We start from the raw sequence: 22,912 nt of genomic DNA on the forward strand, positions 1-22,912 counted from the left end.
TAGCCAGCTCGGCCCACTTTAGCCATCCACGAACTGGCTTTGTCAACCGCGAACTTCAAGTTTGGTGAAGTTTTCGAGTCAGACTGTTTTTGTTTGTATCCGAATGATATATTCGGTGACGCCCCGAAACGGGCCTCGACTCGCCGGCGAGTGTTCCAATAAGCTCTGCCGAGGGGTATCGTCGGACGCCGCCGAGTGCCGCTTGGGCGTCTAGCAAGTCCGTGTTGTCCGTTATTCATTACCGATGCCTCGCTCATTTCTAGTGCTGCAAGGCACGGCTTCCACGTTTTTCAGTTCTTTGGCCGCGGTGCTTGAATCGCGTGGCCATGCCGTATATCGCGTCAATTTTTGCGGTGGAGACTGGTTCTATGGCAAAACTAAGCATGCCGTGAACTACAGCGGCGCGGCTGCCGATCTGCCGGCCTGGTATGCCGCCCTGGTGCAGCGTGAAAACATCACCGACGTCCTGATGTTCGGCGACTGCCGCGAAGTCCACCGCCCGCTGCACCCGATCGCCGAGCAATACGGCTTGCACGTGCATGTGTTCGAGGAGGGATATGTCCGTCCGCACTGGATCACGCTCGAGTCGCACGGCGTCAACGGCCGCTCGCGCATGCCGAGGGATCCCGCCGAGTTTCTGCGCCTGCGTGAGCATATTCCGCCCGCCGCGCCCGGCAAGCCGACCGGCTACAACCTCTACGAGCGCGTCTTCCACGACATCACGTACCGGCTCGCCAACGGCTTGCTGGCGTGGCGGTTTCCGCACTACCGCAGCCACCGCCCGAGGAACGGCTTGGTCGAATACGCCGGGCTCGCGTTCCGGGCGCTGATGCAGGGCCGGCACCACCGTCATGCCGAAGCCGTGACGCGCGCGGTGCTGGGCGGCGGCCGGCCGTACTACCTGTTCCCGCTGCAATTGAATTCGGACGCGCAGATCGTCGTGCATTCGCCGTTCGCGGGCGTGCGCGAGGCGATCGAGCGCGTGGTGCGCTCGTTCGCGCGCCACGCGCCGGACGACGCGCTGCTGCTGATCAAGAACCATCCGCTGGACACCGGCATGATCGAATACCGGCGCTTCGCGCTGCGCATCGCCGGCGAGGAAGGCGTGGCGCAGCGGGTGGACTTCATCAACGCGGGCCACCTGCCGACGCTGCTCGAGCACGCGCGCGGCGTGGTGGTGGTGAACAGCACGGTGGGGCTCTCGGCGCTGCACCACGAGCGCCCGCTGATCACGCTGGGCACGGCCATTTACAATCTGCCCGGGCTGACCTGGCAGGGCACGCTCGACGAATTCTGGCGGCAGTGCGGCCAGCCCGACATGGACCTTTACCACGCGTTCCTCGACTACGTGATGCACCACACCCAGATCAACGGCGATTTCTACACGCGCACCGGCATCGCGATGGCGGTGGCGGGCGCGGCCGACCGCCTGGAGCGCGCCGATGGCTGAGCCGAGCGCCCGCCACGTGGTGATCAGCGGCGCGAGCGCCGGGCTGGGGCGCGCGCTCGCGCTCGCCTACGCCCGGCCCGGCGTCACGCTCGGCCTGATCGGGCGCGACCGCGAACGCATCGAGGCCGCCGCCGCCGCCTGTCGCGCGCGCGGCGCCGAGGTGCAGACGGGGGTGCTGGACGTGCGCGAGGCGGCCGCGACCGCTGCCTGGCTCGACGCGTTCGACGCGCGCCATCCGATCGGGCTGCTGATCGCGAATGCCGGCGTGGCCAGCACGATCGGCTCGGCGGACGACTGGGAAGGGCTCGAGCGCACCGCGCGGGTGGTCGACACCAACTTCTACGGCGCGCTCCACACCGTGCTGCCGGTGCTCGAGCGCATGCGCGCGCGCCGCGCCGGCCGGGTGGTGCTGGTCAGTTCGCTGGCCGCGCTGCGCGGCATGGCGATCTCGCCCGCCTACTGCGCGAGCAAGGCGGCGATCAAGGCCTGGGGCGATTCGGTGCGGCCGCTGCTGGCGCGCGACGGGGTGCGCGTGACGGTGGTGCTGCCCGGCTTCGTGAAGACCGCGATGAGCGACGTGTTTCCCGGCGACAAACCGTTCCTGTGGAGCGCCGAGCGCGCCGCCGCCCATATCCGCCGCGGTCTGGACGCGGGCCGCAGCGAGATCGCCTTCCCGGCGCTGCTCGCGTTCGGCATGCGCCTGCTGCCGCTGCTGCCGGCCGCGCTGGCCGACGCGATCCTGGGCCGCCTGTCGTACCTGCCTGCCGAGGACGCGGCCAATTGAGCCTGCTGCCCGGTCTCATGTTCGCGCTCACCGCGGCGCCGTCGTTCGCGCTCGAGCGCATCGCGCTGCCGCGCGGGCCGTGGCGCCGGCCGTGGCGGTCGGCGTGGCTACATCTGCTTGCCGTATACGCCGTCGCCAACCTGATGCTCGCCGTGACGTCGCGGCCGCTTTTCTCCGCCTTCGCGACGCTGGCGCTCGTCGGCCTGCTCGCGGCCGTCAGCAATGCCAAGTATGAGTCCTTGCGCGAGCCGTTCGTGTTCACCGACCTCAGCCTGTTCAGCCAGCTGTTCTCCCATCCGCGCCTCTACCTGCCGTTCCTGAGCGTCGGCAAGGTCGCTGCGATCGGGGCCGGCATCGTGCTCGTGGTCGCGGGCTTCATCGCTGAGCGGCCCGCGCCGCCTTATCCGGCGTCGGTATCGCTGCCGCTCGCGGCGCTGCTGTTCGGACTCGCGCTGCCGGCGGCCGCCGCGCTGCCGCTCACGCTCGAGGCCGGCGCCGACCAGCGCCGCCACGGCTTTCTCGCGGTGTTCGTCGCCTACCTGCTGAACGGCCTGCGGCCGGCCACGCTGCGCCGCTTTCGCGAGGCGCTCGCGGCCAGCCCCTACGCGGATGGCGCGCCGCAGCGCCGCCCCGACGTGGTCGTGATCCAGAGCGAGTCGTTCTTCGACGCGCGCCGGCTCGGCGCGGCGATCGCCCCCGGCTTGCTCGCGCGCTTCGACGAGGCGTGCCGCGAGGCGCTCTGGCACGGCCAGTTGCATGTGCCGGCCTGGGGCGCGAACACCATGCGCACCGAATTCGCGGTGCTGACCGGCGCGAGCCAGGCCGCGCTCGGCTACGCGCGCTTCTATCCCTATGCATTCGTCAGACGACGCTGCGCTTCGCTGGCCGCCTGGTTCGGCCGCGGCGGCTACCGCACGCTGGCGATCCATCCGTACTACGCCGACTTTTTCGGGCGCGACCGGGTATTCCCCTTGCTTGGCTTCTCGCGCCTGCTCGACATCGGCCATTTCGCCGGCGCAGCGCGCGCCGGCCCCTACGTCGCGGACGCGGCCGTTGCCGACGCAATCATCGAGGCGCTCGAGGCGCCCGGCGACGAGCCGCGCTTCGTGTTCGCGATGACCATGGAGAATCATGGGCCGTTACATCTCGAAACAGTTTTGCCGGGGGAGTCGACGAACCGCCATACTCTCGGCGACGGCGCGCCGTGGCGCGATCTGACGGCTTATTTGCGACATATTGAAAATGCGGATGCAATGCTCGGCCGCTTGCTGGATCATTTGCGTTCGAGCCATCGGGAAACGGTGGTCTGCTTTTACGGCGATCACGTGCCCGCCCTGTCTCGGATTTTCGAGCGTCTGGGCAGCAATCCGGAACACAGCGATTTTTTCATCTGGCGTAACCACGGGACAAAAGGGCCCGAACGCCGGGACGTGCGGGCCGAACAACTGGGCGGCCTGCTGTTGCTAGCGACGCAACACGGCAGTCGCATGGATGGGTCGCAGGCATCAGAGAAAACGACATAAAGATGAACGGAAAGATTGCAATTGTTGGGATCGCGTGCCGCTTTCCCGGGGGTGCCAACAGTCCGGACGAGCTCTGGAGCCTGCTGCGTGCCGAGCGTGATGCGGTGACGCAGATTCCGGCCGAGCGGTTCGGCACGGAGTTCTACCTGCATCCGTCCAAGCGCGAGGCCGGCAAGAGCTACACGTTCTCGGCGGGCGTGCTCGACGACATCGCCGGCTTCGACGCGGCGTTTTTCGGCATCTCGCCACGCGAGGCGAGCCAGATGGACCCGCAGCAGCGCCTGCTGCTCGAACTCGCCTGGGAAACCTTCGAGCACGCCGGGCTGCGCCCGCAGGACCTGCGCGGCAGCAACTGCGGCGTGTTCGTCGGGGTGGCGAGCCCCGATTACGGCAATCGCAGCGTGGACGACCTGAACTCGGTCGATCCGTATTCGGCCACCGGCAACACGCTGAGCATCGCGTCGAACCGCGTGTCCTACCTGTTCGACCTGCGCGGCCCGAGCCTGTCGATCGACACCGCCTGCTCGTCGTCGCTGGTGGCGTTGCACCAGGCGGTGCAGGCGCTGCATTCGGGCGAGGCCGAGCTGGCGCTCGCCGGCGGCGTGAACCTGCTGATGCATCCGTTCGGCTTCGTCACCTTCTCGAAGGCCTCGATGCTCTCGCCGCGCGGCCGCTGCCGCGCGTTCGACGCGAGCGGCGACGGCTACGTGCGCGCCGAGGGCGGCGCGTTCGTGCTGCTCAAGCCGCTCGAGCGCGCGCTCGCCGACGGCGATACGATCCACGCGGTGATCGCCGGCTCCGGCGTGAACTCCGACGGCTTCACGCAGGGCGGCATCAGCGTGCCGGGCGCGGCCACCCAGGCCGCGCTGCTGCGCAGCGTCTACGCACGCGCCGGCGTCGATCCGGCCTCGGTGTCGTACCTCGAGGCGCACGGCACCGGCACCGCGGTGGGCGACCCGATCGAGGCGCGTGCGCTGATCGACGTGATGTCGGCCGGCCGTCCCGCCGACAAGCCGCTCCTGATCGGCTCGATCAAGACCAACATCGGCCACCTGGAAACCGCCTCCGGCATGGCCGGCCTGCTCAAGGCCGTGCTGTGCCTGAAGCACCGCGCGGTGCCGCGCTCGCTGCACTTCGTCACGCCGAACCCCGCCATCGATTTCGAGGGCGGACGGCTGCGCGTGGCCGATCGCTACACGCCGCTCGACGCGGCCGGCGACGTGCCGCTCACGATCGGCGTGAATTCGTTCGGCTTCGGCGGCACCAACGCGCACGTCGTGCTGACCGAGGCGCCGGTCACGGCCGGCGCCGCTTCCCCGGCGGCTGCGCCGGCCGGGGCGGGCGCGCGCCGCGCGCCGCTGGTGCTGAGCGCCCGCACGCCGCAGGCGCTCGCCGGGCTGGCTGCGCGTTATCTCGCCGTGCTGGAGCGCGGCGCCGGCTGGCAGTCGGTCGCGGCCACCGCCGCGCGGCGCCGCCAGTGGTTCGCGCACCGGCTCGTGATCGCGCCGGCCAGCGACGACGAAGGGCGCGCCGCGCTCGCGGCGCTGGCCGCCGGCGCCGCCGAGCTGCCGGCCTGCGTGGTGCGCGGCGAGGCGCCGGCCGATCCCGGCCGGGTCGCGTTCGTCTACTCGGGCAACGGCTGCCAGTGGGCCGGCATGGGCCAGCAGCTGTACGACGAGGAGCCGCTGTTCCGCGCCGCGCTCGACGAGGTCGATGCGCTCTGGCGCGCCGACGGCAGCGCCTCGCTGGTCGAGGTGATGCGCCACGGCGCGAGCGCGGCCTGGCTCGCCGCCACCGAGAACGCCCAGCCGCTCCTGTTCGCGATCCAGGTGGGCCTGACGCGCGTGCTCAAGGCGCGCGGCATCCGCTGCGACGCCACCATCGGCCACAGCGTCGGCGAGATCGCCGCCGCCTGGGCCTCGCAGATCCTTTCGCTGGCCGACGCGGTGCGCGTGATCAAGATCCGCAGCCGTGCCCAGGGCACCACGCGCGGCAGCGGCCGGATGGCGGCGGCGGGCCTCAGCGAGGCGGCCGCCAACGAACTGATCGCGCGCCTGGGCCTGACGGCGCTGGTCGAGGTGGCCGGCGTGAACAGCGCCGAGGCGGTCACGCTGGCCGGCTCGCTGCAGGCGCTGCAGGCGGTCGAGGCAGCGCAGCGCGAGAGCGGGCGCTTCTTCCAGATGCTCGATCTCGACTATGCGTTCCACAGCCGCCAGATGGACGGCATCGAGCCGATCGTGCGCGACGAGCTGGCCGGGCTCGCGCCGAGCGCCGGCGACGGCGGCTTCGTGTCGACCGTCACGGGGGCGCGGCTCGACGGCACCGCGCTCGACGCGGGCTACTGGTGGCGCAACATTCGCGAGCCGGTGCGTTTCGGCGACGGCATCGCGAACCTGATCGGCGAGGGCGTGACCATCTTCATCGAGGTCGCACCGCATTCGATCCTGCGCAGCTACATGAAGAACGCGCTGCTGGCCGCGCAGGCGCAGGGCGCCGTGCTGCCCACGATGAAGCGCCAGCAGGGCAGCGCCGCGATGCTGGAGACCGCGATCCTGTCGGCCGTCGCGCACGGCGCGGCCGTCGAGGTCGAGCGCTTCGCGCCGGCCGCGCCGCCCGTCGCGCTGCCGACCTACGCGTGGCAGCACGAGCATTACTGGCTCGAGCCGAGCGTCGAGGCCTACGACCTCGTCAACCGCCGCCGCGAGCATCCGCTGCTGGGCTACCGGCTGCACGAACTCGCGTTCGGCTGGGAGAACCAGCTCGACCCCATCCGGCTGCCGCTCCTGGCGGACCACGTGGTGGACGGCGGCGTGGCGTTCCCGGGCGCCGGCTACGTCGAGATGGCGCTGGCCGCCGCGCGCGTCTACTTCGAATCCGACAGCTGCGCGCTCGAAAACGTCGAGATCCGCGCGCCGGTGGTGTTCCAGCCGCAACAGGCCAAGCTGTTCCGCTTCCAGATCGAGCCGGAGACGGCGGTCTTCACGATCGAGACGCGCGACCGCATGAGCGACACGCCGTGGACGCTGAACGTCACCGGGCGCCTGCTCGCGAGTGGCTGCACGCTCGACGCGGATACCGCGGTGCCCGGCGCGCTGCTCGATTCGTTGCGCGCGCAACCGCTGATCGAGGGCGCGACGCTGTACGGCGGCACCTCGACGATCGGCCTCGAATACGGCCCCGCGTTTCGCTGGGTGCGCGACCTGCGGGTCACGCGCGAGTTCGCGCTGGCCGACCTCGCGGCGCCCGCCGCGTGCGGCGACGCGGCCGCGCTGGCGGCCTACCACCTGCATCCGGCGCTGATGGACAGCGGTTTCCACCCGCTCTTCGCGCTGCTCGGCGCGCATGCCGGTGACGGCGACCACGCCGCCTACGTGCCGGTGCAGATCGGCCGCGTCGACTTTCTGCGCGGCGACGCGATCGAGCGCGTACTGGTGCGCATCGACCGGCGCAGCCCGCATTCGGTGGTCGCCAGCTTCGAATTCCTCGATGCCCGCGGCGCCGTGACGGCGCGGCTCGCCGCCTGCCGGTTCCGCCGCGTCGATCTGCTCGGCCGCCGCCATCACGCGCCGTCGCGCTTCGTCTACGCGCTCGAACACCGGCCGCTGCCCGACGAGGCGCGCGCCGACATGCTGCCGGCGCCGGCCGCGCTGCTGCAGGACGCCGCCGCGCGCGTCGCGGCGGGCGAGGACGGCGCGCGCCGCGGCCGGCACCTGACCGAAATGCTGCCGCTGCTCGACGTGCTCGCGAGCCTTTACGCGCTGCGCGGGCTCGAGGCGATCGACGCGTTCGCCGCGCCGCTGCTGCCCGGGCATCCGCAGGCGCCGCTCGTCGCCCGGCTCGCCGAGATCCTGATCGAGGACGGCCTCGCGCGCCGCGACGGCGAACGCCTGGTGCGCGACGACGAAGCCTGCGCCGCGCTGCCGCCGCTCGACGAGCTGTGGCGCGGCCTGCTCGCCGAATCGCCGCATCACGTCGCCGAGCTGACGCTGCTCGCGCACTGCGGCGCGGCGCTGCCGCGTGTGCTGAAGGGCGAGCTCGAGGCCTCGCGCGTGCTGTCGGCCACCGGCCGCAGCCTGGTCGAGCAGTTCTTCGACGCCTCGCCGACCTGGGAACACACGCACGCGGTGATGCAGGCCTGCGCGATGGCGGCGATCGACGGCTGGCGCGAGACGCGCCGTCTGCGCCTGCTCGAGATCGAATCCACGCGCGGCGACGTGCTGCGCCCGCTCGCGATGCGCGTGCCGGGCGACCGCTGCGAGCGCACCATCGTCGGCACGCCCGACCAGCTCGCCGCGTTCGACGCCGACGCCTCGCCGGGTATCACCACGGTCGCGCAGCTGCCGGGCGAGCGTTTCGCCCTGAAGGCCGATCCGCACGAGTTGTACGATCTGGCGCTGGTCGACCGCGCCCTGGCCGGGCGTGGCGATCCGGCCGACGTGCTGGCCTCGATCGGCGCCTGGGTGGCGCCGGGCGGGCTGGTGGTGCTGGCCGAGTCGCGCCGCAGCCGCTTCGCCGACATCGTGTTCGGGCTGCAGGCCGGCGACGGCCGCGCCGCGGCGCTCGCGCCGACCGAGCTCGCCGCGCTCTGCGAGCGCGCGGGCCTCGTCGAGGTGGCGCGCCACACCGAGCACGATCTGGAACTGGAAGGCACGCCGAGCCTCGTCGTCGCGCGCCGGCCGCTGCCCGACGAGGCCGCGCTCGAGCCCGACGACGACAGCCTCGACGCGCTCGAGCGCGCCGAGCAATGGGTGATCGTCACCGCGGCCGACGACGAGGTGCCGCTCGGCGCGCTGCTGGCCGACGCGCTGACGCACGCGGGCCACGTGGTCGAGGCCGTCGAGGCGCGGCAGGCCGCCGATTTCATCGCGACCATGCCGGCCACCGATCCGCTCCACCTGGTGTTCTGCGCGCCCGCGCTGCGGCTTGCCGACGAAGTGCCGGCCGAGCGTCTGATGCAGGCGCAGCGCTCGGGCGCGATCGCGCTGGCCGCGCTGGTGCGGTCGCTCGACACCGCGCATTACGCGGCCGGCGTGCGCCTGTCGGTGATCACGCGCGGCGGCGCGCCGTTCGACGGCGCCGCCGCGGGCGACCCCGCCCAGGCGACGCTGTGGGGCCTCGGGCGCGTGCTCGCGAACGAGCATCCCGAGCTCGGCTGCCGCCTGATCGACGTCGACCCGGCCGCGGGCGTCGAGGTGGCGCGGCTCGCGCGCGAACTGCTGATCGACGTGGCCGAGGAAGAGGTGCTGTTTACGCCGGCCGGCCGCCAGGTGCCGCGCATGCTCAGCGCCGAGCGCGCGGCCGCGCGCGCGCCGCTCGCGGCCCATGCGCCGGCGGTGCTCGCGTTCGATGCACCCGGCTCGCTGCGCAACCTCGAATGGTTCGCGCAGGCGCCGCGCGCGCTCGCCGACGACGAGGTCGAGATCGAACCGGTGGCCACCGGCCTCAATTTCCGCGACGTGATGTACGCCATGGGGCTGCTGTCCGACGAGGCCGTCGAGAACGGCTTCGCGGGCGCGACGATCGGCATGGAGCTGTCCGGGCGCGTGCTGCGCATCGGCCGCGGGGTCAGCGCGTTCGCGCCCGGCGACGCGGTGCTCGGCTTCGCGCCGGCCTCGTTCGCCACGCGCGTGGTGACGCGCGCCGAGGCGATCGCGGCCAAGCCGGCCGCGATGTCGTTCGAGGAGGCGGCCACCGTGCCGACCACCTTCTTCACCGCCTACTACGCGCTGGTCGAGCTGGCGCGCCTGCGCCGCGGCGAGCGCGTGCTGATCCACGGCGGCGCGGGCGGCGTCGGCATCGCGGCGATCCAGATCGCGCGCCACTTCGGTGCGGAGGTGTTCGCCACCGCCGGCAGCGACGAGAAGCGCGAATTCGTGCGCCTGCTCGGCGCCGACCACGTGCTCGATTCGCGCGGCCTGGCCTTCGCCGACCAGATCCACGCCATCACGGGCGGGCAGGGCATCGACGTCGTGCTCAACTCGCTGGCGGGCGAGGCGATGGTGCGCAGCATCGACACGCTGCGCCCGTTCGGCCGCTTCCTCGAGCTCGGCAAGCGCGATTTCTACGAGAACAGCCACATCGGGCTGCGCCCGTTCCGCAACAACATCAGCTACTTCGGGATCGATGCCGACCAGCTGATGGGCGTGCTGCCCGAGCTGACCGCACGCCTGTTCGGCGAGGTCATGGCACTGTTCGCCGACGGCGTGCTGCATCCGCTGCCGTACCGCGCGTTCCCGGCCGAGCGCGCCGAGGATGCGTTCCGCTACATGCAGCAGGCGCGCCAGATCGGCAAGGTGCTGGTCACCTATCCGTCGGGCACGCCGGCGCCCACGCGCGGGCTGGCCGCGCGGGCCGCGCTCGCGCTCGATCCGGCCGGCGCCTACCTGGTGATCGGCGGCACGGGCGGACTCGGCTTCGCGACCGCGCGCCGCCTCGTCGAGCGCGGCGCGCGGCACCTGACGCTGGCGAGCCGCGGCGGCGCGCTGGCCGAGGCCGCCGCGGCCGAGGTCGCGCGATGGCGCGAGACGCTCGGCGTGGCGGTGGAGGTCGCTGCCTGCGACGTGACCGATGCGCCGGCGCTCGACGCGCTGGTCGCGCGGATCGCCGCGCGCGGCACGCCGCTCAGGGGCGTGCTGCACTCGGCGATGCAAATCGACGACGGCCTGGTGCGCAATCTCGACGACGCGCGCTTCGAGGCGGTGCTCGCGCCGAAGGTGGCGGGCGCCTGGAACCTGCATCGCGCCACGCGCGGCGCGCCGCTCGACTGGTTCGTGGTCTATTCCTCGGCCACCACCTATCTCGGCAATCCGGGCCAGGCCAGCTACGTGGCGGCCAACAGCTTCCTCGAGGCGCTCGTCGTGCACCGCCGCGCGGCGGGGCTGCCGGCCACCTTCATGGCGTGGGGCCCGCTCGACGACGTCGGCTTCCTGGCCCGTAACGACAGCACGCGCGAGGCGCTGCAGGCGCGCATCGGCGGTGCCGCGATCAGCTCGGCCGAGGCGCTCGACGCGCTCGAGCGCGCGCTGGTGGACGGCCGTGCCGGCGAGGCGGTGGTGCGCATCGACTGGCAGGCGCTCGCGCGCGGCATGCCGGCGGCCGGCGCGCGCCGTTATGCGCAGATGCAGACCCGCCCCGGCAGCGACGGCTCGCGCGACGGCGGCGACGAACTGCGCGAGCAGGTCGCCGCGCTGCCGCGCGAGCAAGCGGTGGCGTTCGTCGCGGAGACGCTGCGTGCGCAGATCGCGCGGATTCTGCACATGACGCCGGAGCGCATCGCGCTCGACAAGTCGGTGCTCGAAATGGGGATGGATTCGCTGATGGGCATGGAGCTCGGCCTCGCGGTCGAGGAAGTGTTCGAGGTCAAGCTCTCGGTGATGGCGATCGCCGACGGCGCGACCGTGCAGTCGCTGGCCGGCCGGATCGTCGACTCGATCGCGGCGCAGGAGGCCAATGCCGGGGGGGCGGCCGACGGCGGCGGGCTCGACGAGGTGGCCGCGCTGGCCGCGAAGCACGCGCTCGACAGCGAGGCCAAGGCCGCGCTGAAGGCCGCCGCCAACGATCCGGTGGGCGGCAAGAAGCCGAGGCTGGAGGTGGCGCAATGACGAGCACCGCGCCGGCCGGCTGGCAGGCCACGCAGGGCACGCTCGCGAGCGAGCTCGTGCTGGACGGCCACGGCCTGCACACCGGCCGGCGCGTGCGGGTGCGGATCCTGCCCGCGGCGGGCAGGCAGCCTGCCACGCGCGGCATCCGGTTTCGCCGCCTGGACGGCGGCCGGGAGCTGGCCAGCTTCGCGGTCGATCCGGCGTTGCGCCGTGCCCAGCCGCTTTGCACCATGCTGCGCGGCCCCGACGGCGTGGGCGTGCGCACCGTCGAGCACCTGCTCGCGGCGCTGCTCGCCTGCGAGATCGACCATGCCACGGTCGAGCTCGACGCCGAGGAGGTGCCGATCCTCGACGGCAGCGCCGCGCCCTGGATCGCGGCGCTGCGCGCGACCGGCCGCCACGCGCTGGCCGCGCCGAAGCGCTTCATCCGCGTGACGCGTGCGCTCGCGGTGACCGACGGCGCGGGCGGCGCGCGCCGCGAGATGCGGCTCGAACCCGCGCCGCGCTACGAGATGAGCGTGCGCAACGACCTGAAGGGCTTCGGCGAGATGCACTGGGCCGGCGAGATGACGCCGGCCGCGTTCGCCGCCGAGATCGCGCCGTCGCGCTCCTACGGGCGCGTCAAGTGGGCGGTGCCGGCGATCGTCGCGGGCTACCTGCGCGGCGTGCCGATCCTGCGCGGCGCGCGGCCCTCCTGCACCGCGTCGATCGTCGGCCGCCGCGTGCTGGGCGGCATGCGCCTGCCCGACGAGTTCGTGCGCCACCGCGTGCTCGACCTGGTCGGCGACCTGGCGATGGCCGGCGCGCCGCTGCTCGCGCGCGTCTCGGCGTTGCGGCCGAGCCACGAAATGAACTTCCGGCTCGTCGATGCGCTGCTGTCCAGCCCCGATGCATGGGAGTGGGCCGAATTCGCGGCGTAACATAGCGAACTTGATCAGGCTACGGGCGAACGAATCGATGGGACTGGGAGATCATCTCCGGCAGCAATTGGCTGCAAAGGCGCTCAAGCGCCAACTGGAGCGCGTGACCGAGGGCGGCGCGGACACCGCGCCGGCGCCGGCGCCGGCCGCGGCGGGCGTGCATGCCTCGCCGCGCAGCCGCTTCGAGTCGATGCCGCAATACCAGCAGCTCAGGATCATGCGCGAGATGGGCGAGACGCTCGGCGTCGAATCGCCGTTCTTCCGCGTCCATGACGGGCTTGCCGGCGCGACCACGCTGATCGGCGGGCGCGAGTACCTGAACTACGCGAACTACAACTACCTGGGCCTGGCGGGCGACGCCACGGTGACGGCGCACGCCAAGCAGGCCATCGACCGCTACGGCACCTCGGCCTCGGCGAGCCGCATGGTGGCGGGCGAGCGGCCCGTGCAGCGCGATCTCGAGCACGCGCTCGCGGCGTTCTACGGGACCGACGACTGCGTGGTGTTCGTGAGCGGCCACGCCACCAACGTGACCGTGATCGGCTCGCTGTTCGGGCAGGGCGACCTGATCGTCCATGATTCGCTCGCGCACAACAGCATCGTGCAGGGCGCGCAGCTGAGCGGCGCCAAGCGCCTGAGCTTCCCGCACAACGACTGGCGCGCGCTCGACGCGCTGCTGGCGCGCGTGCGCCACGAGTATCGCAACGTGCTGATCGCGATCGAGGGGCTCTACAGCATGGACGGCGATTTCCCCGATCTGCCGAAGTTCGTCGAGATCCGCAAGCGCCACGGCGCGTTCCTGATGGTTGACGAGGCGCATTCGCTCGGCGTGCTCGGCGCCACCGGGCGCGGCATCCGCGAGCATTTCGGGGTGGCCGCCGAGGACGTCGACCTGTGGATGGGCACGCTCAGCAAGACGCTGGCCGGCTGCGGCGGCTTCATCGCCGGCTGCCAGCCGCTCACCGACATGCTGCGCCATCTGGCGCCGGGCTTCCTCTACAGCGTCGGTCTCGCGCCGGTGCTCGCGGCCGCCTCGCTGAGCGCGCTCGAGATCCTGCAGCGCGAGCCGCAGCGCGTCGCGCAGCTGCGCGAGCGCGGCCGGCAGTTCCTCGACGAGGCGCGCGCCGCGGGCCTCGACACCGGCACCAGCGCAGGCTACGCGGTGGTGCCGGTGATCACCGGCAGCTCGCTGAAGGCGGCACGCTGGGCCAACGCGCTGTTCGACGAGGGCATCAACGTGCAGCCGATCTTCTATCCGGCCGTCGAGGAAAAAGCGGCGCGGCTGCGCTTCTTCATCTGCTCGACGCACGAGCCCGGGCAGATCACGCGCACCGTGGCCGCGCTGGCCCGGCTCGCGCGCTAGGCAGCGCAATGGCGGCCCCGCTTGCCGGGTGGACCTTCCGTGCCGCGCGTCCCGAGGATGCCGCGGCCTGCGCGCCGCTGATCCTCGCCTCGGGCGTGCGCGAGTTCGGTTTCTTTCTCGGCGTGCCGGTCGAGGCGATGGTGGCGTTTCTCGCCAGCGCGTTCGCGTCGCGGCACGGCCGCTTCTCGTGGCGCCGGCATCGCGTCGCGGTGGCGCCCGACGGCAGCGTGGCGGGCGTGCTGGCCGCGCACGACGGGCGCATGATCGCGTTCGATGATCCGCACGTGGCCTGGTTGCTGCTGCGCCGCTTCGGGCTGCGCCACACGGTGGCGAGCCTGCTGCGCGGGCTCGTGCTCGAAGGTGAACTGCCGGCGCCGAAGCGCTCGCAGACGCACGTCGCGCATTGCGCGATTGACGAGCGCTGGCGTGGCACCGGCGTTTTCACGGCGCTGTTCGAGGATACCCGTCGCGCCGGCGCGCTGGGCGATGGCGAGGGCCGCGAAGTGGTGCTCGACGTGCTGCTGAGCAACTCGCGCGCGGCCGCGCTGTATCGGCGGCTCGGCTTCGTCGAGCAGCCGCGCGCGCAGCCGGTCTCGCCCAAATTGCCGCCCGAGCTCGAGTCGATCCGCATGCGGCTCGGGCGCTGAGCGCGGCGCGGCTTTCTTCCGGTTCATTGCAGGATGCCGGGGAGCGCGGCGCGGACCCCGAGGAACAGATTCCTCGTCGCGCTCTACCCGTCAGCGCGGCACTTTGGGCCGTCCTTCGCCACGCGCACGCCGGCGGGGGCGATAGATAGGGCACGGCCGAGGAGGGGACGGCCATCGTCGCGTTCCCGGCGTTCGACGCGGCGTGTCATGTGCCGGGCAGGCGCGGGTGGCCGACGGCGGGTATGCGACGGCCTGCGCCGCTCGCTGAGCCGGAGCTTTGCTCCGCTTCGGCGGCCCCAAAGCAAAAAGCCCGGTCGCGAGACCGGGCTTTTCGTTTGATGCTTTGGTAGGCCGTACTGGATTCGAACCAGTGACCAACGGATTAAAAGTCCGCTGCTCTACCAGCTGAGCTAACGACCCAAAGAGGCGAGATTATAGTGAACGCTTCGTCAGGCCGTCAAGCATCAATCGCCTGACGGCCCGGCCGTCGCTCACTTGATCGATTCGATCTTCGCCTGGGCCGCCTGCGCGGCGCTCGACCCCTGGAACTGCGAGAGGACCTGCTCGAAGGTGCGCTTGGCTGCCGCCTTCTGCCCCTGCTCGAGCTGGTTGGTGCCGATCGCCACCAGCGCATCGCCGGCGCGCGGATGCTGCGGGTAGGCCTTCACGAGCGCCTGCCAGGTGGCCGTCGAGCCCTTGTAGTCGCGCAGCGCGTACTGGGCGTTGCCGAGCCAGTACTGCGCGACCGGCTGATACGGGCTCTGCGGATACTTCGCGATGAAGGCGCGGAACGAAGCGGCCGCGCCCTTGAAGTCGCCGCTGCGGAACTGCTGCGACGCCGCGTTGAACGCGTCCGTTTCCCCGGGCTGGACCGTACCCTCGACGCCGTCCACCGTGGTCTGCTGCGGCTCGAACTTCTTGAGCCGCGCATCGAGATCGGTGTAGGCGTCGCGCTGCTGGCGCTCGAGCGTCGTCAGACGGTTCGTCAGATCCTCGTTCTGGCCGCGCAGCGTCGCGACCTGCTGGTTGAGCTGGTCGAGACGCGCGGACTGATCGAGGATCGTCCGCTGCGCGGCGGAGAGCTGGTTCGTCAGGCTGTCGGTGCGCGTGCGCAGGTCGAGCACGGCGCGGCGAGCCTCGTCGTCATCGAACATGCCGGCGTGCGCCGGGGCCGCGCCGAGCGCGACTCCGGCAACGCAGGCCGCAGCGGCTGCACGCAGCCAAGGGAAGCGGTGCGTCATGCGGAGGTTCTTCCGTTACTTACTGTTGGTAGACGATGTCCGCGCGGCGGTTCTGCGCCCATGCGGCTTCGTCGTGGCCGGTCGCTTGCGGCTTTTCCTTGCCCAGGCTCACGGCTTCCATCTGCGAATCCGGCACGCCCAGCAGCGACAGGCCGCGGCGAACCGCTTCCGCGCGCTTCTGGCCCAGCGCGAGGTTGTACTCGCTCGTGCCGCGCTCGTCGGTGTTGCCCTGGATCAGGATGTGACGCGCCGGATGGCTCTTCAGGTATTGCGCGTGCGCTTGCAGCAGCGGCTGATACTGGTCCGACACCGAGTAGCTGTCGAAGTCGAAGTAGACGCTGCGCTTCGCCAGCGGGCTGTTCGGGTCGTTCAGCGGATCGACGCTCACTTGCGCGACGTCGTTCGGGTTCGGCTGCGTGCTGATCGCGTTGCCTTGGTTGGCCTTGTCGTCGAGCTTGACGCCCGACTTACACGCGGCCAGCGCGCTGATCATCATTACGGCGAGTGCCAGGCGAGCTTTATTGGTCATCATGGTGAATCTCCTGTTGGTCATTGCATGAATGGCCCCCAAGACGGCTCGCTGAACGAGCCGCCCTGGACGGGCAGAATCTGCGGCGGCGAGCTGCCGTCCGAAGGAACGGCAGCAAGAACGCTGCGGCCACCGGCTCGGGTCGCGTACAGAATGTACTGACCGTTTGCCGCGAAACTCGGCGACTCGTCATGCGTGGTGTTGGTCACCGCGTTGGCGGCGCCGGTCTGCAGATCCTGGACATACAGCTTGAAGCCGCCACCGGTGCGCGAGATGTACGCGAGCAGCTTGCCGTCGGGGCTCACCCGCGGGCTCGTGTTGTAGCTGCCGGTGAAGGTCACGCGTTGCGCGGCACCGGCACTCTCGCCCTGCGCGGGCATCCGGTAGATCTGCGGTTGACCACCACGATCGCTGGTGAAATAGATCCACCGGCCATCAGGAGAATAAAAAGGTTCGGTATCGATCGAGCTGCTCTGGGTGAGCCGGCGCAGGCCGGTGCCCGTCGCGCTGACCGAATAGATTTGCGTATTGCCGGTGAGCGACAGCGCGACCGCGAGGGTCTGGCCGTCCGGCGCCCAGGCCGGTGCGCTGTTGTTGCCCTTCTGGTTCGAAATCACGTAGCGGCGGCCGGTCGGCAGGTCGTGGATGTAGACGACCGGCTTGCGCAGTTCGAACGACACGTAAGCAACCTTCGTGCCGCTCGGCGACCACGCCGGCGAGATGATCGGCTCGGAGCTGGTCAGGGCCGGTATCGCATTTTCGCCGTCCGAATCGGAAATCAGCAGACGATACTTGCCGCCCGAGTGCGTCACGTAGGACAGCCGCGTGCTGAACACTCCACGCACGCCGAGCAGCTTCTGGTAGATGAAGTCGGCGATCTTGTGGCCGGTCTTGCGCATGCCCTCGACGTCGCCCGTGGCCGTCAGCGACAGGCCGCCCAGGCTTTGCTGCTTGACCGTGTCGAACAGCATGAAGTCGACCTTCACCTGGCCGTTCGCCTCGCGGTTCACGGTGCCCGCCACCAGGGCGTTGGCGCCCTTGGCCTTCCAGGCGCTGTAGTCGACCGGCGCCGATTCGGAAATCGGCGTGCTGCCCGCGTCGATGTTCGAGAACTTGCCGGTGCGAGCGAGATCGGCGCGCACCACCGCGGTCACCGATTGCGGCAGGCCCGCCTCGTTGACGAAATTCGCGGTCGCGATCGGAAACTGCGTTGATCCGACGCCCGTGATGAGCACGTTGACCTGCGCGTTCGCGGCGCTGCCCGCCGCAATCAGACACGAGGCCACGAGTGACCTGAAACCCAGCTTCGTCATCAAACTCATGCTTCCGATTCCCTTATGTAGCTGCGCATCCGCACAGAGACTCAACAATACCCGATTCGTTCCTCGCGGCGACCGGTGAGTGTAAGCGCATTGCGCGTCATTCTGCGGCCCGGAACGTAATCGTAATGTTCGAAGGGGTGCTTCCGTTAACATCGGGCGGCAGCGGCGTGCTGGCGCGCACGGCGTTGACGACCGCGTCGTCCCAGCCGGGATTGCCGCTCGATCGCGTCACGGTGACGCCGAGCACGTCGCCGTTCGGCGAGCAGCGCACCTGCACGCGCGTTTCGAGCCCGCTGCGCTCGCCGTTCCAGATGATGTTCGGCTTGACGCGGCGCTTCACCTTGTCGGCGTAGCCCGGCGACGCGGCGTTGCCGCCCGAGCCGGTGCCGGTGCCGCTGCGGGCCAGCCCTTCGCCGCCGCCCTGGCCGCCGCCCGCCTGGTTCTGCAATTGCGCGAGGCGCGCCTGGCGCTCCTTGTCGAGCCGCGCCTTGGCCGCGGCGTCGGCCTTCGCCTTCGCGGCCGCTTCCGCCTTGGCCTTGGCCGCGGCTTCGGCCTTGGCCGCCGCGGCCTTCTCGGCCTGTTCCTTCTTCTCGGCATCGGCCTGGGCCTGGGCTTGCTCCTGCTTGCGCTGCTGCTCGAGCTTCTGCTGTTCGAGCTTCTTCTGCTGCTCGGCAAGCTGCTGCTGGCGCAGCTTCTCGGCCTGCCGCTGCTTCTCGGCCGCCTGCCGTTGGGCGAGCTGCTGCGCGGCCAGCGCCGCGCGCTTGGCCTCGGCCTCCTGCTGGGCCTTTTCCTGCTCGCGCCGCTGCTCGGCGAGCTGCGCCGCGCGCGCGGCCGCTTCCTGCTGCTTGCGGCGTTTTTCCTGCAGCGCGATCTCGGCCTCGTCGTCCCGGGCGGGCGGCGGCGCGGGCGCCACCCGTGCCGGCGGCGGTGGTGGGGCGGGGCGCGGCATCGGCGAGTCGGGCACCTCGCTCCACAGCTCGGCTTCCGCGCCGGCCGGCGTGCTGTTCTGCCATTGCATGCCGTGATAGAGGAACAGCGCGAGCAGCACGTGCATCAGTGCCGCGAGCGCGAACGCCCGCCCCGTGCCGCGCTCGCGAGGCGGCTGCAGCGGGGAAGCGGAGCGCCGGGTGCGTTGGTTCATTGCGATTTGACGAGGAGGCCCACGCGCTTGACGCCACGCGCCTTCAGATCCGACATCACGGTCATCACCGCGTCGTACTGGACGGTCTTGTCGGCCGCGATCACGACCGGCTGGTCGGGGTGGTCGGCCTGCCGCGACGCGATGAAGTCGTCGAGCTCGGCCTTCGTCATCGTGTCTTCCTGCGATGCGCCGGCGTCGCTCTTGTAGCGCACGCTCATCTTGCCGTCGGCCTGGATGTTGACGACCACGGGCGGCGTCTGCTCCTGCGGCGAGGCATTGCCGACGGTGGGCAGGTTCACGATCGACGGCGCGACGAGCGGCGCCGTGACCATGAAGATCACGAGCAGCACCAGCATTACGTCGATGTAAGGCACGACGTTGATGTCGGCCATCGCGCGGCGCGAGCGGCCGCCGCGCATGCTGGAACGGAGGGGAGTGCCGGCCATCGCGTGCTCCTTATTGCGCCTGACGCTGCAGGATGTTCGAGAACTCCTCGACGAAGGTCTCGAAGCGGCTCGCGAGACGATCGATCTCGTGTGCGTAGCGGTTGTAGGCAACCACCGCCGGGATCGCGGCGAACAGGCCGATCGCGGTGGCCACCAGCGCTTCGGCGATGCCGGGCGCGACGTTCGCGAGCGTGGCCTGCTGCACGTTGGCGAGGCCGCGGAACGAGTTCATGATCCCCCACACGGTGCCGAACAGGCCGATGTACGGGCTGACCGAGCCGACCGAGGCGAGGAACGCGAGGTTGGCCTCGAGCATGTCCATCTCGCGCTGGAACGCGGCGCGCATCGCGCGGCGCGCGCCGTCGAGGATCAGCGACGGGTCCGAGATGCGCTTTTCCTTCGCCTTCAGAAACTCGCGCATGCCCGATTCGAAGATGCGCTCGAGCGAGCCGATCGTATGGCGATTGTTGGCCGCGCTCTGATACAGGGCCTGCAGGTCGCCGCCGGACCAGAAGTCGCGCTCGAAGCGCTCGGTCTGCCTGCGCGCGCGGCGCAGCGCGAACCATTTGCGGAAGATGAACGTCCAGGACATCAGCGACAGCAGCAGAAGCAGCCCCATCACGGCCTGGGCAAGCACGCTCGCATTGAGGACGAGAGAAACGATCGACAGGTCTTGTGCAGAGTTCATAGGTGTGTGGTTAACGTGCTTCTTGGCCGTCGCGTCGCGCCTTGCCGCCGTGGCGCGGTACGGGTCCGGCGTCCGGTGGCCGGCCGGCTTTGCAGCCGGCGGCCCGAGCCCGGTTCCGGCCCGGCGTTCTCATTGGTCCCGAATCAGGGTCGCAAGTTCATCGGCTATGTCTAAACGGTGCTCATGCGTCGGCCGTTGACAGACATTGCATCGGACCCCGCTCGAGTGCCGTGCGCACCACGGGCGGAATGCCCGTCGGGCGCAGTGTTTCGCGCTCGACCCAGCCGATGCCGATGCGGCCGGATGCGAGCAGCACGCCGCCGAGCCAGGCTTCCTGGACGAAGCTCAGCGAGGCGCGGCCAAACCGCTCGATCCGGCTCTTGACGGTCAGCAGGTCGTCGAGCCGTGCCGGGGCGCGATAGTCGACCGCGGTGTCGCGCACCACGAACATCGCGCCGGTCTGGTCTCCCAGCCGGCGCTGGTCGAGGCCGCATGCCCGCAGCCATTCGGTGCGGGCCCGCTCGAAATACTTCAGGTAGTTCGCGTAGAAGACGATGCCGCCGGCATCGGTGTCCTCGTAATACACGCGAACCGGCCAGTCGAACGAAAAGGCGGTCTCGGGCGGTCCGGGCGGTCGATTGGGCGGATTCATGGCGCGCATTCTACCGGAAGCCCCTGCCTCTTTTCGTAACCGAATGTTGCGTGTGCGATGACTGGCCCGAGCCCCGCCGGAGCCCTGCTGCGCGGGCTCCGGCGGGGCTCGGAAGCACTCAGCCGCGGTGCACGGCGAGGCCGGCCGGTGCCTGGGCGACGGGCATCATTTCGACCGTGTTGATGTTGACGTGGGCCGGGCGCGTCGCGATCCAGTAGATGGTGTCGGCAATGTCCTCGGCCGTGAGCGGCTGGACGTTCGCGTAGACGTTCGAGGCCTTGGCGTCGTCGCCGCGAAAGCGCACGTTCGAGAACTCGGTGCCGCCGCAGAGGCCCGGCTCGATGTCGGTCACGCGCAGCGGCGTGCCGAGCAGGTCGGTGCGCAGGTTCAGGCTGAATTGTCGGACGAATGCCTTGGTCGCGCCGTAGACGTTGCCGCCGGCGTAGGGATAGGTACCCGCGACCGAGCCGAGATTGAAGATGTGGCCCCGGCCGCGCGCGATCATGCCGGGCAGCAGCGTGTGCGTGACGGTGACGAGGCCCGAGCAGTTGGTGTCGATCATGGTCTGCCACTCGTCGAGGCTGGCCTTCTGGGCAGGCTCCACGCCGAGCGCGAGACCCGCATTGTTGACGAGCACGTCGATCTCGGTGAACGCGGCGGGCAGGCCCTTCAGCACGGCGGCCACGGCGGCGCGGTCGCGCACGTCGAGCTCCACGGGCAGCAGGGCCTCGCCCAGTTCGGCGGCGAGTGCGTCGAGGCGATCCTTGCGGCGCGCGCTGGCGACGACGCGGTGGCCGCCCTTGACAAAGGCCCTGGCGATGGCGGCGCCGAATCCCGCGGATGCGCCGGTGACGAACACGATCATTGCTGCTGCTCCTGGTCGGTGAAAGGAAGCGATGGGGAACGCGTTAGCCTACTGACATTGCCGCGTTGCGGCAAGGCGACGCCGGCCTTGGCGGGCAGGCGGCCCTGCCTTGTTTTGCTGTCATGCAGCAAAACGATGAATGCCCGCCGGACGGGGCTGCCAGCCTGATTTTGTTCGCTCCCCGATTGCGCCGGCGCGGGGGCCGGCCGGTTGCCTATTCATCATGCATCCAATAAACTACGGCGCTCATCACCCCCTGCGTGACTGGCGATAGAACCCTCCGGGTTCAAGGTGGAGCCTCCCACCGTGAAGCGCAGGGTGCCGTTTTTGCCGTTCGCCTGGGCAGCCGTTGTGCGCCGTTGCGTGCATCGCCGGTGGCTGTCCCGCCTCGCGTCAACCGGATACTTCCGCCACGTCGGGCTGGCCATTCCGCCAGCAACGCAATGTACTCGGCCGCCCCGGTCAACCTGTACACACTTAACGGAAACCGTATGTTTGACAGAGCCCAAAGCACCATCGCGAACGTCGATCCCGACCTCTGGCAGGCGATCCAGCAGGAGAACCAGCGCCAGGAAGATCACATCGAGCTGATCGCCTCCGAGAACTACACGAGCCCGGCGGTGATGGCCGCGCAGGGCTCGCAGCTGACCAACAAGTATGCCGAGGGCTATCCCGGCAAGCGCTACTACGGCGGCTGCGAATACGTGGACGTGGTCGAGCAGCTGGCGATCGACCGGGTCAAGGCGCTGTTCGGCGCGCAAGCGGCCAACGTGCAGCCGAACTCGGGCTCGCAGGCCAACCAGGGCGTGTTCTTCGCGATGCTCAAGCCGGGCGACACGATCATGGGCATGAGCCTGGCGCACGGCGGGCACCTCACGCACGGCTCGCCGGTGAACATGTCGGGCAAGTGGTTCAACGTGGTGAGCTACGGCCTGGACGAAAGCGAGGACATCGACTACGAGGCGGCCGAGCGGCTCGCGCAGGAGCACAAGCCGAAGATGATCGTGGCGGGGGCCTCGGCATTCGCGCTGAAGATCGACTTCGAGCGCCTGGCGAAGATCGCGAAGTCGGTGGGCGCGTACCTGATGGTGGACATGGCGCACTACGCGGGGCTGATCGCGGCTGGGGTGTATCCGAACCCGGTGCCGCACGCGGACTTCGTGACGACGACCACGCACAAGAGCCTGCGCGGGCCGCGCGGCGGCGTGATTCTGATGAAGTCGGAGTACGAGAAGCCGATCAACTCGGCGATTTTCCCCGGGATTCAGGGCGGCCCGCTGATGCACGTGATCGCGGCGAAGGCGGTGGCGTTCAAGGAAGCGGGCTCGGCGGAATTCAAGGCGTACCAGCAGCAGGTGGTGGAGAACGCGCGGGTGCTGGCGCAGACGCTGGTCAAGCGCGGGCTGCGGATCGTGTCCGGGCGCACGGAAAGCCACGTGATGCTGGTGGACCTGCAGGCGAAGAAGATCACGGGCAAGGCGGCGGAAGCGGCGCTGGGCGCGGCGCACATCACGGTGAACAAGAACGCGATCCCGAACGACCCGGAGAAGCCGTTCGTGACGAGCGGGATTCGTCTGGGCTCGCCGGCGATGACGACGCGCGGGTTCGGCACGAAGGAGGCGGAGATCGTGGGCAACCTGATCGCGGACGTGCTGGACAATCCGGAGGACGCGGCCACGCTGGAGCGCGTGCGCGCGCAGGTGGCCGAGCTGACCCGGCAGTTCCCGGTCTACCGCTGAT

Annotated in this window: 16 protein-coding genes, 1 tRNA gene and 1 riboswitch; of the genes, 8 read left to right on the forward strand and 9 right to left on the reverse strand. The window is 70.3% G+C overall.

The window, feature by feature from the left end; all coding sequences use genetic code 11:
• Window positions 1-244: 244 nt before the first annotated feature.
• From KS03_RS20435 to KS03_RS20465, 7 genes are read left to right on the forward strand one after another with little or no spacing between them, the layout of a single operon-like run.
• Entirely contained in the window at window positions 245-1,450 is a 1,206-nt protein-coding gene (locus KS03_RS20435) for a capsule biosynthesis protein (RefSeq protein WP_026051346.1), read from the forward strand.
• A complete protein-coding gene (locus tag KS03_RS20440) occupies window positions 1,443-2,234 on the forward strand; it encodes an SDR family NAD(P)-dependent oxidoreductase (RefSeq protein ID WP_012734746.1) in 792 nt (263 codons plus the stop codon). The genes KS03_RS20435 and KS03_RS20440 overlap by 8 nt, the downstream gene beginning before the upstream one ends.
• Window positions 2,235-2,251: 17 nt before the next feature.
• Window positions 2,252-3,757 (forward strand): LTA synthase family protein, encoded by a 1,506-nt coding sequence (locus KS03_RS20445; RefSeq protein WP_012734747.1) that lies wholly within the window; start codon window positions 2,252-2,254, stop codon window positions 3,755-3,757.
• Window positions 3,758-3,759: 2 nt separating this feature from the next.
• Window positions 3,760-11,358 carry a type I polyketide synthase gene (locus KS03_RS20450; RefSeq protein WP_045678883.1) on the forward strand — a complete coding sequence of 2,533 codons (7,599 nt, stop codon included), beginning with the start codon at window positions 3,760-3,762 and terminating at the stop codon, window positions 11,356-11,358.
• Window positions 11,355-12,278: a UDP-3-O-acyl N-acetylglycosamine deacetylase gene (locus KS03_RS20455; protein WP_012734749.1), complete on the forward strand. Its 924-nt coding sequence runs from the start codon at window positions 11,355-11,357 to the stop codon at window positions 12,276-12,278. Before KS03_RS20450 ends, KS03_RS20455 begins: the two co-directional genes overlap by 4 nt.
• Before the next feature lie 37 nt (window positions 12,279-12,315).
• Window positions 12,316-13,641, forward strand: coding sequence for an aminotransferase class I/II-fold pyridoxal phosphate-dependent enzyme (locus tag KS03_RS20460; protein WP_012734750.1), 1,326 nt, complete (start codon window positions 12,316-12,318; stop codon window positions 13,639-13,641).
• Between the two features lie 8 nt (window positions 13,642-13,649).
• Window positions 13,650-14,288: a GNAT family N-acetyltransferase gene (locus KS03_RS20465; protein WP_012734751.1), complete on the forward strand. Its 639-nt coding sequence runs from the start codon at window positions 13,650-13,652 to the stop codon at window positions 14,286-14,288.
• Window positions 14,289-14,632: 344 nt separating this feature from the next.
• Here KS03_RS20465 and KS03_RS20470 read toward each other — a convergent pair.
• The 9 genes from KS03_RS20470 to KS03_RS20510 form a co-directional block, all read right to left on the reverse strand.
• Window positions 14,633-14,708, reverse strand: a tRNA-Lys gene (locus KS03_RS20470).
• A gap of 71 nt (window positions 14,709-14,779) precedes the next feature.
• A complete protein-coding gene (ybgF, locus tag KS03_RS20475) occupies window positions 14,780-15,529 on the reverse strand; it encodes a tol-pal system protein YbgF (RefSeq protein ID WP_012734752.1) in 750 nt (249 codons plus the stop codon).
• A 19-nt stretch (window positions 15,530-15,548) separates the two neighbouring features.
• Window positions 15,549-16,061 (reverse strand): peptidoglycan-associated lipoprotein Pal, encoded by a 513-nt coding sequence (gene pal, locus KS03_RS20480; protein ID WP_012734753.1) that lies wholly within the window; start codon window positions 16,059-16,061, stop codon window positions 15,549-15,551.
• A gap of 17 nt (window positions 16,062-16,078) precedes the next feature.
• Window positions 16,079-17,380 carry a Tol-Pal system beta propeller repeat protein TolB gene (gene tolB, locus KS03_RS20485; protein WP_026051366.1) on the reverse strand — a complete coding sequence of 434 codons (1,302 nt, stop codon included), beginning with the start codon at window positions 17,378-17,380 and terminating at the stop codon, window positions 16,079-16,081.
• Window positions 17,381-17,477: 97 nt separating this feature from the next.
• Window positions 17,478-18,521, reverse strand: coding sequence for a cell envelope integrity protein TolA (tolA, locus tag KS03_RS20490; RefSeq protein WP_012734755.1), 1,044 nt, complete (start codon window positions 18,519-18,521; stop codon window positions 17,478-17,480).
• Window positions 18,518-18,967 carry a protein TolR gene (gene tolR / locus KS03_RS20495; RefSeq protein WP_012734756.1) on the reverse strand — a complete coding sequence of 150 codons (450 nt, stop codon included), beginning with the start codon at window positions 18,965-18,967 and terminating at the stop codon, window positions 18,518-18,520. Before tolR ends, tolA begins: the two co-directional genes overlap by 4 nt.
• A gap of 10 nt (window positions 18,968-18,977) precedes the next feature.
• Window positions 18,978-19,655 (reverse strand): protein TolQ, encoded by a 678-nt coding sequence (gene tolQ / locus KS03_RS20500; protein WP_012734757.1) that lies wholly within the window; start codon window positions 19,653-19,655, stop codon window positions 18,978-18,980.
• A gap of 181 nt (window positions 19,656-19,836) precedes the next feature.
• The gene (gene ybgC, locus KS03_RS20505; RefSeq protein WP_017423283.1) at window positions 19,837-20,316 is read right to left on the reverse strand and encodes a tol-pal system-associated acyl-CoA thioesterase; all 480 of its coding nucleotides are present in this window, start codon (window positions 20,314-20,316) and stop codon (window positions 19,837-19,839) included.
• Window positions 20,317-20,425: 109 nt separating this feature from the next.
• Entirely contained in the window at window positions 20,426-21,172 is a 747-nt protein-coding gene (locus tag KS03_RS20510; protein ID WP_012734759.1) for an SDR family NAD(P)-dependent oxidoreductase, read from the reverse strand.
• Between the two features lie 250 nt (window positions 21,173-21,422).
• A riboswitch (ZMP/ZTP riboswitch) is annotated at window positions 21,423-21,523 on the forward strand.
• Between the two features lie 140 nt (window positions 21,524-21,663).
• On the opposite strand from KS03_RS20510, the gene glyA reads away from it, so the two are divergent.
• The gene (glyA, locus tag KS03_RS20515) at window positions 21,664-22,911 is read left to right on the forward strand and encodes a serine hydroxymethyltransferase (protein WP_017432707.1); all 1,248 of its coding nucleotides are present in this window, start codon (window positions 21,664-21,666) and stop codon (window positions 22,909-22,911) included.
• The last annotated feature ends 1 nt before the right edge of the window (window position 22,912 follow it).

This window comes from Burkholderia glumae LMG 2196 = ATCC 33617 (assembly GCF_000960995.1).
GTDB lineage: Bacteria > Pseudomonadota > Gammaproteobacteria > Burkholderiales > Burkholderiaceae > Burkholderia > Burkholderia glumae.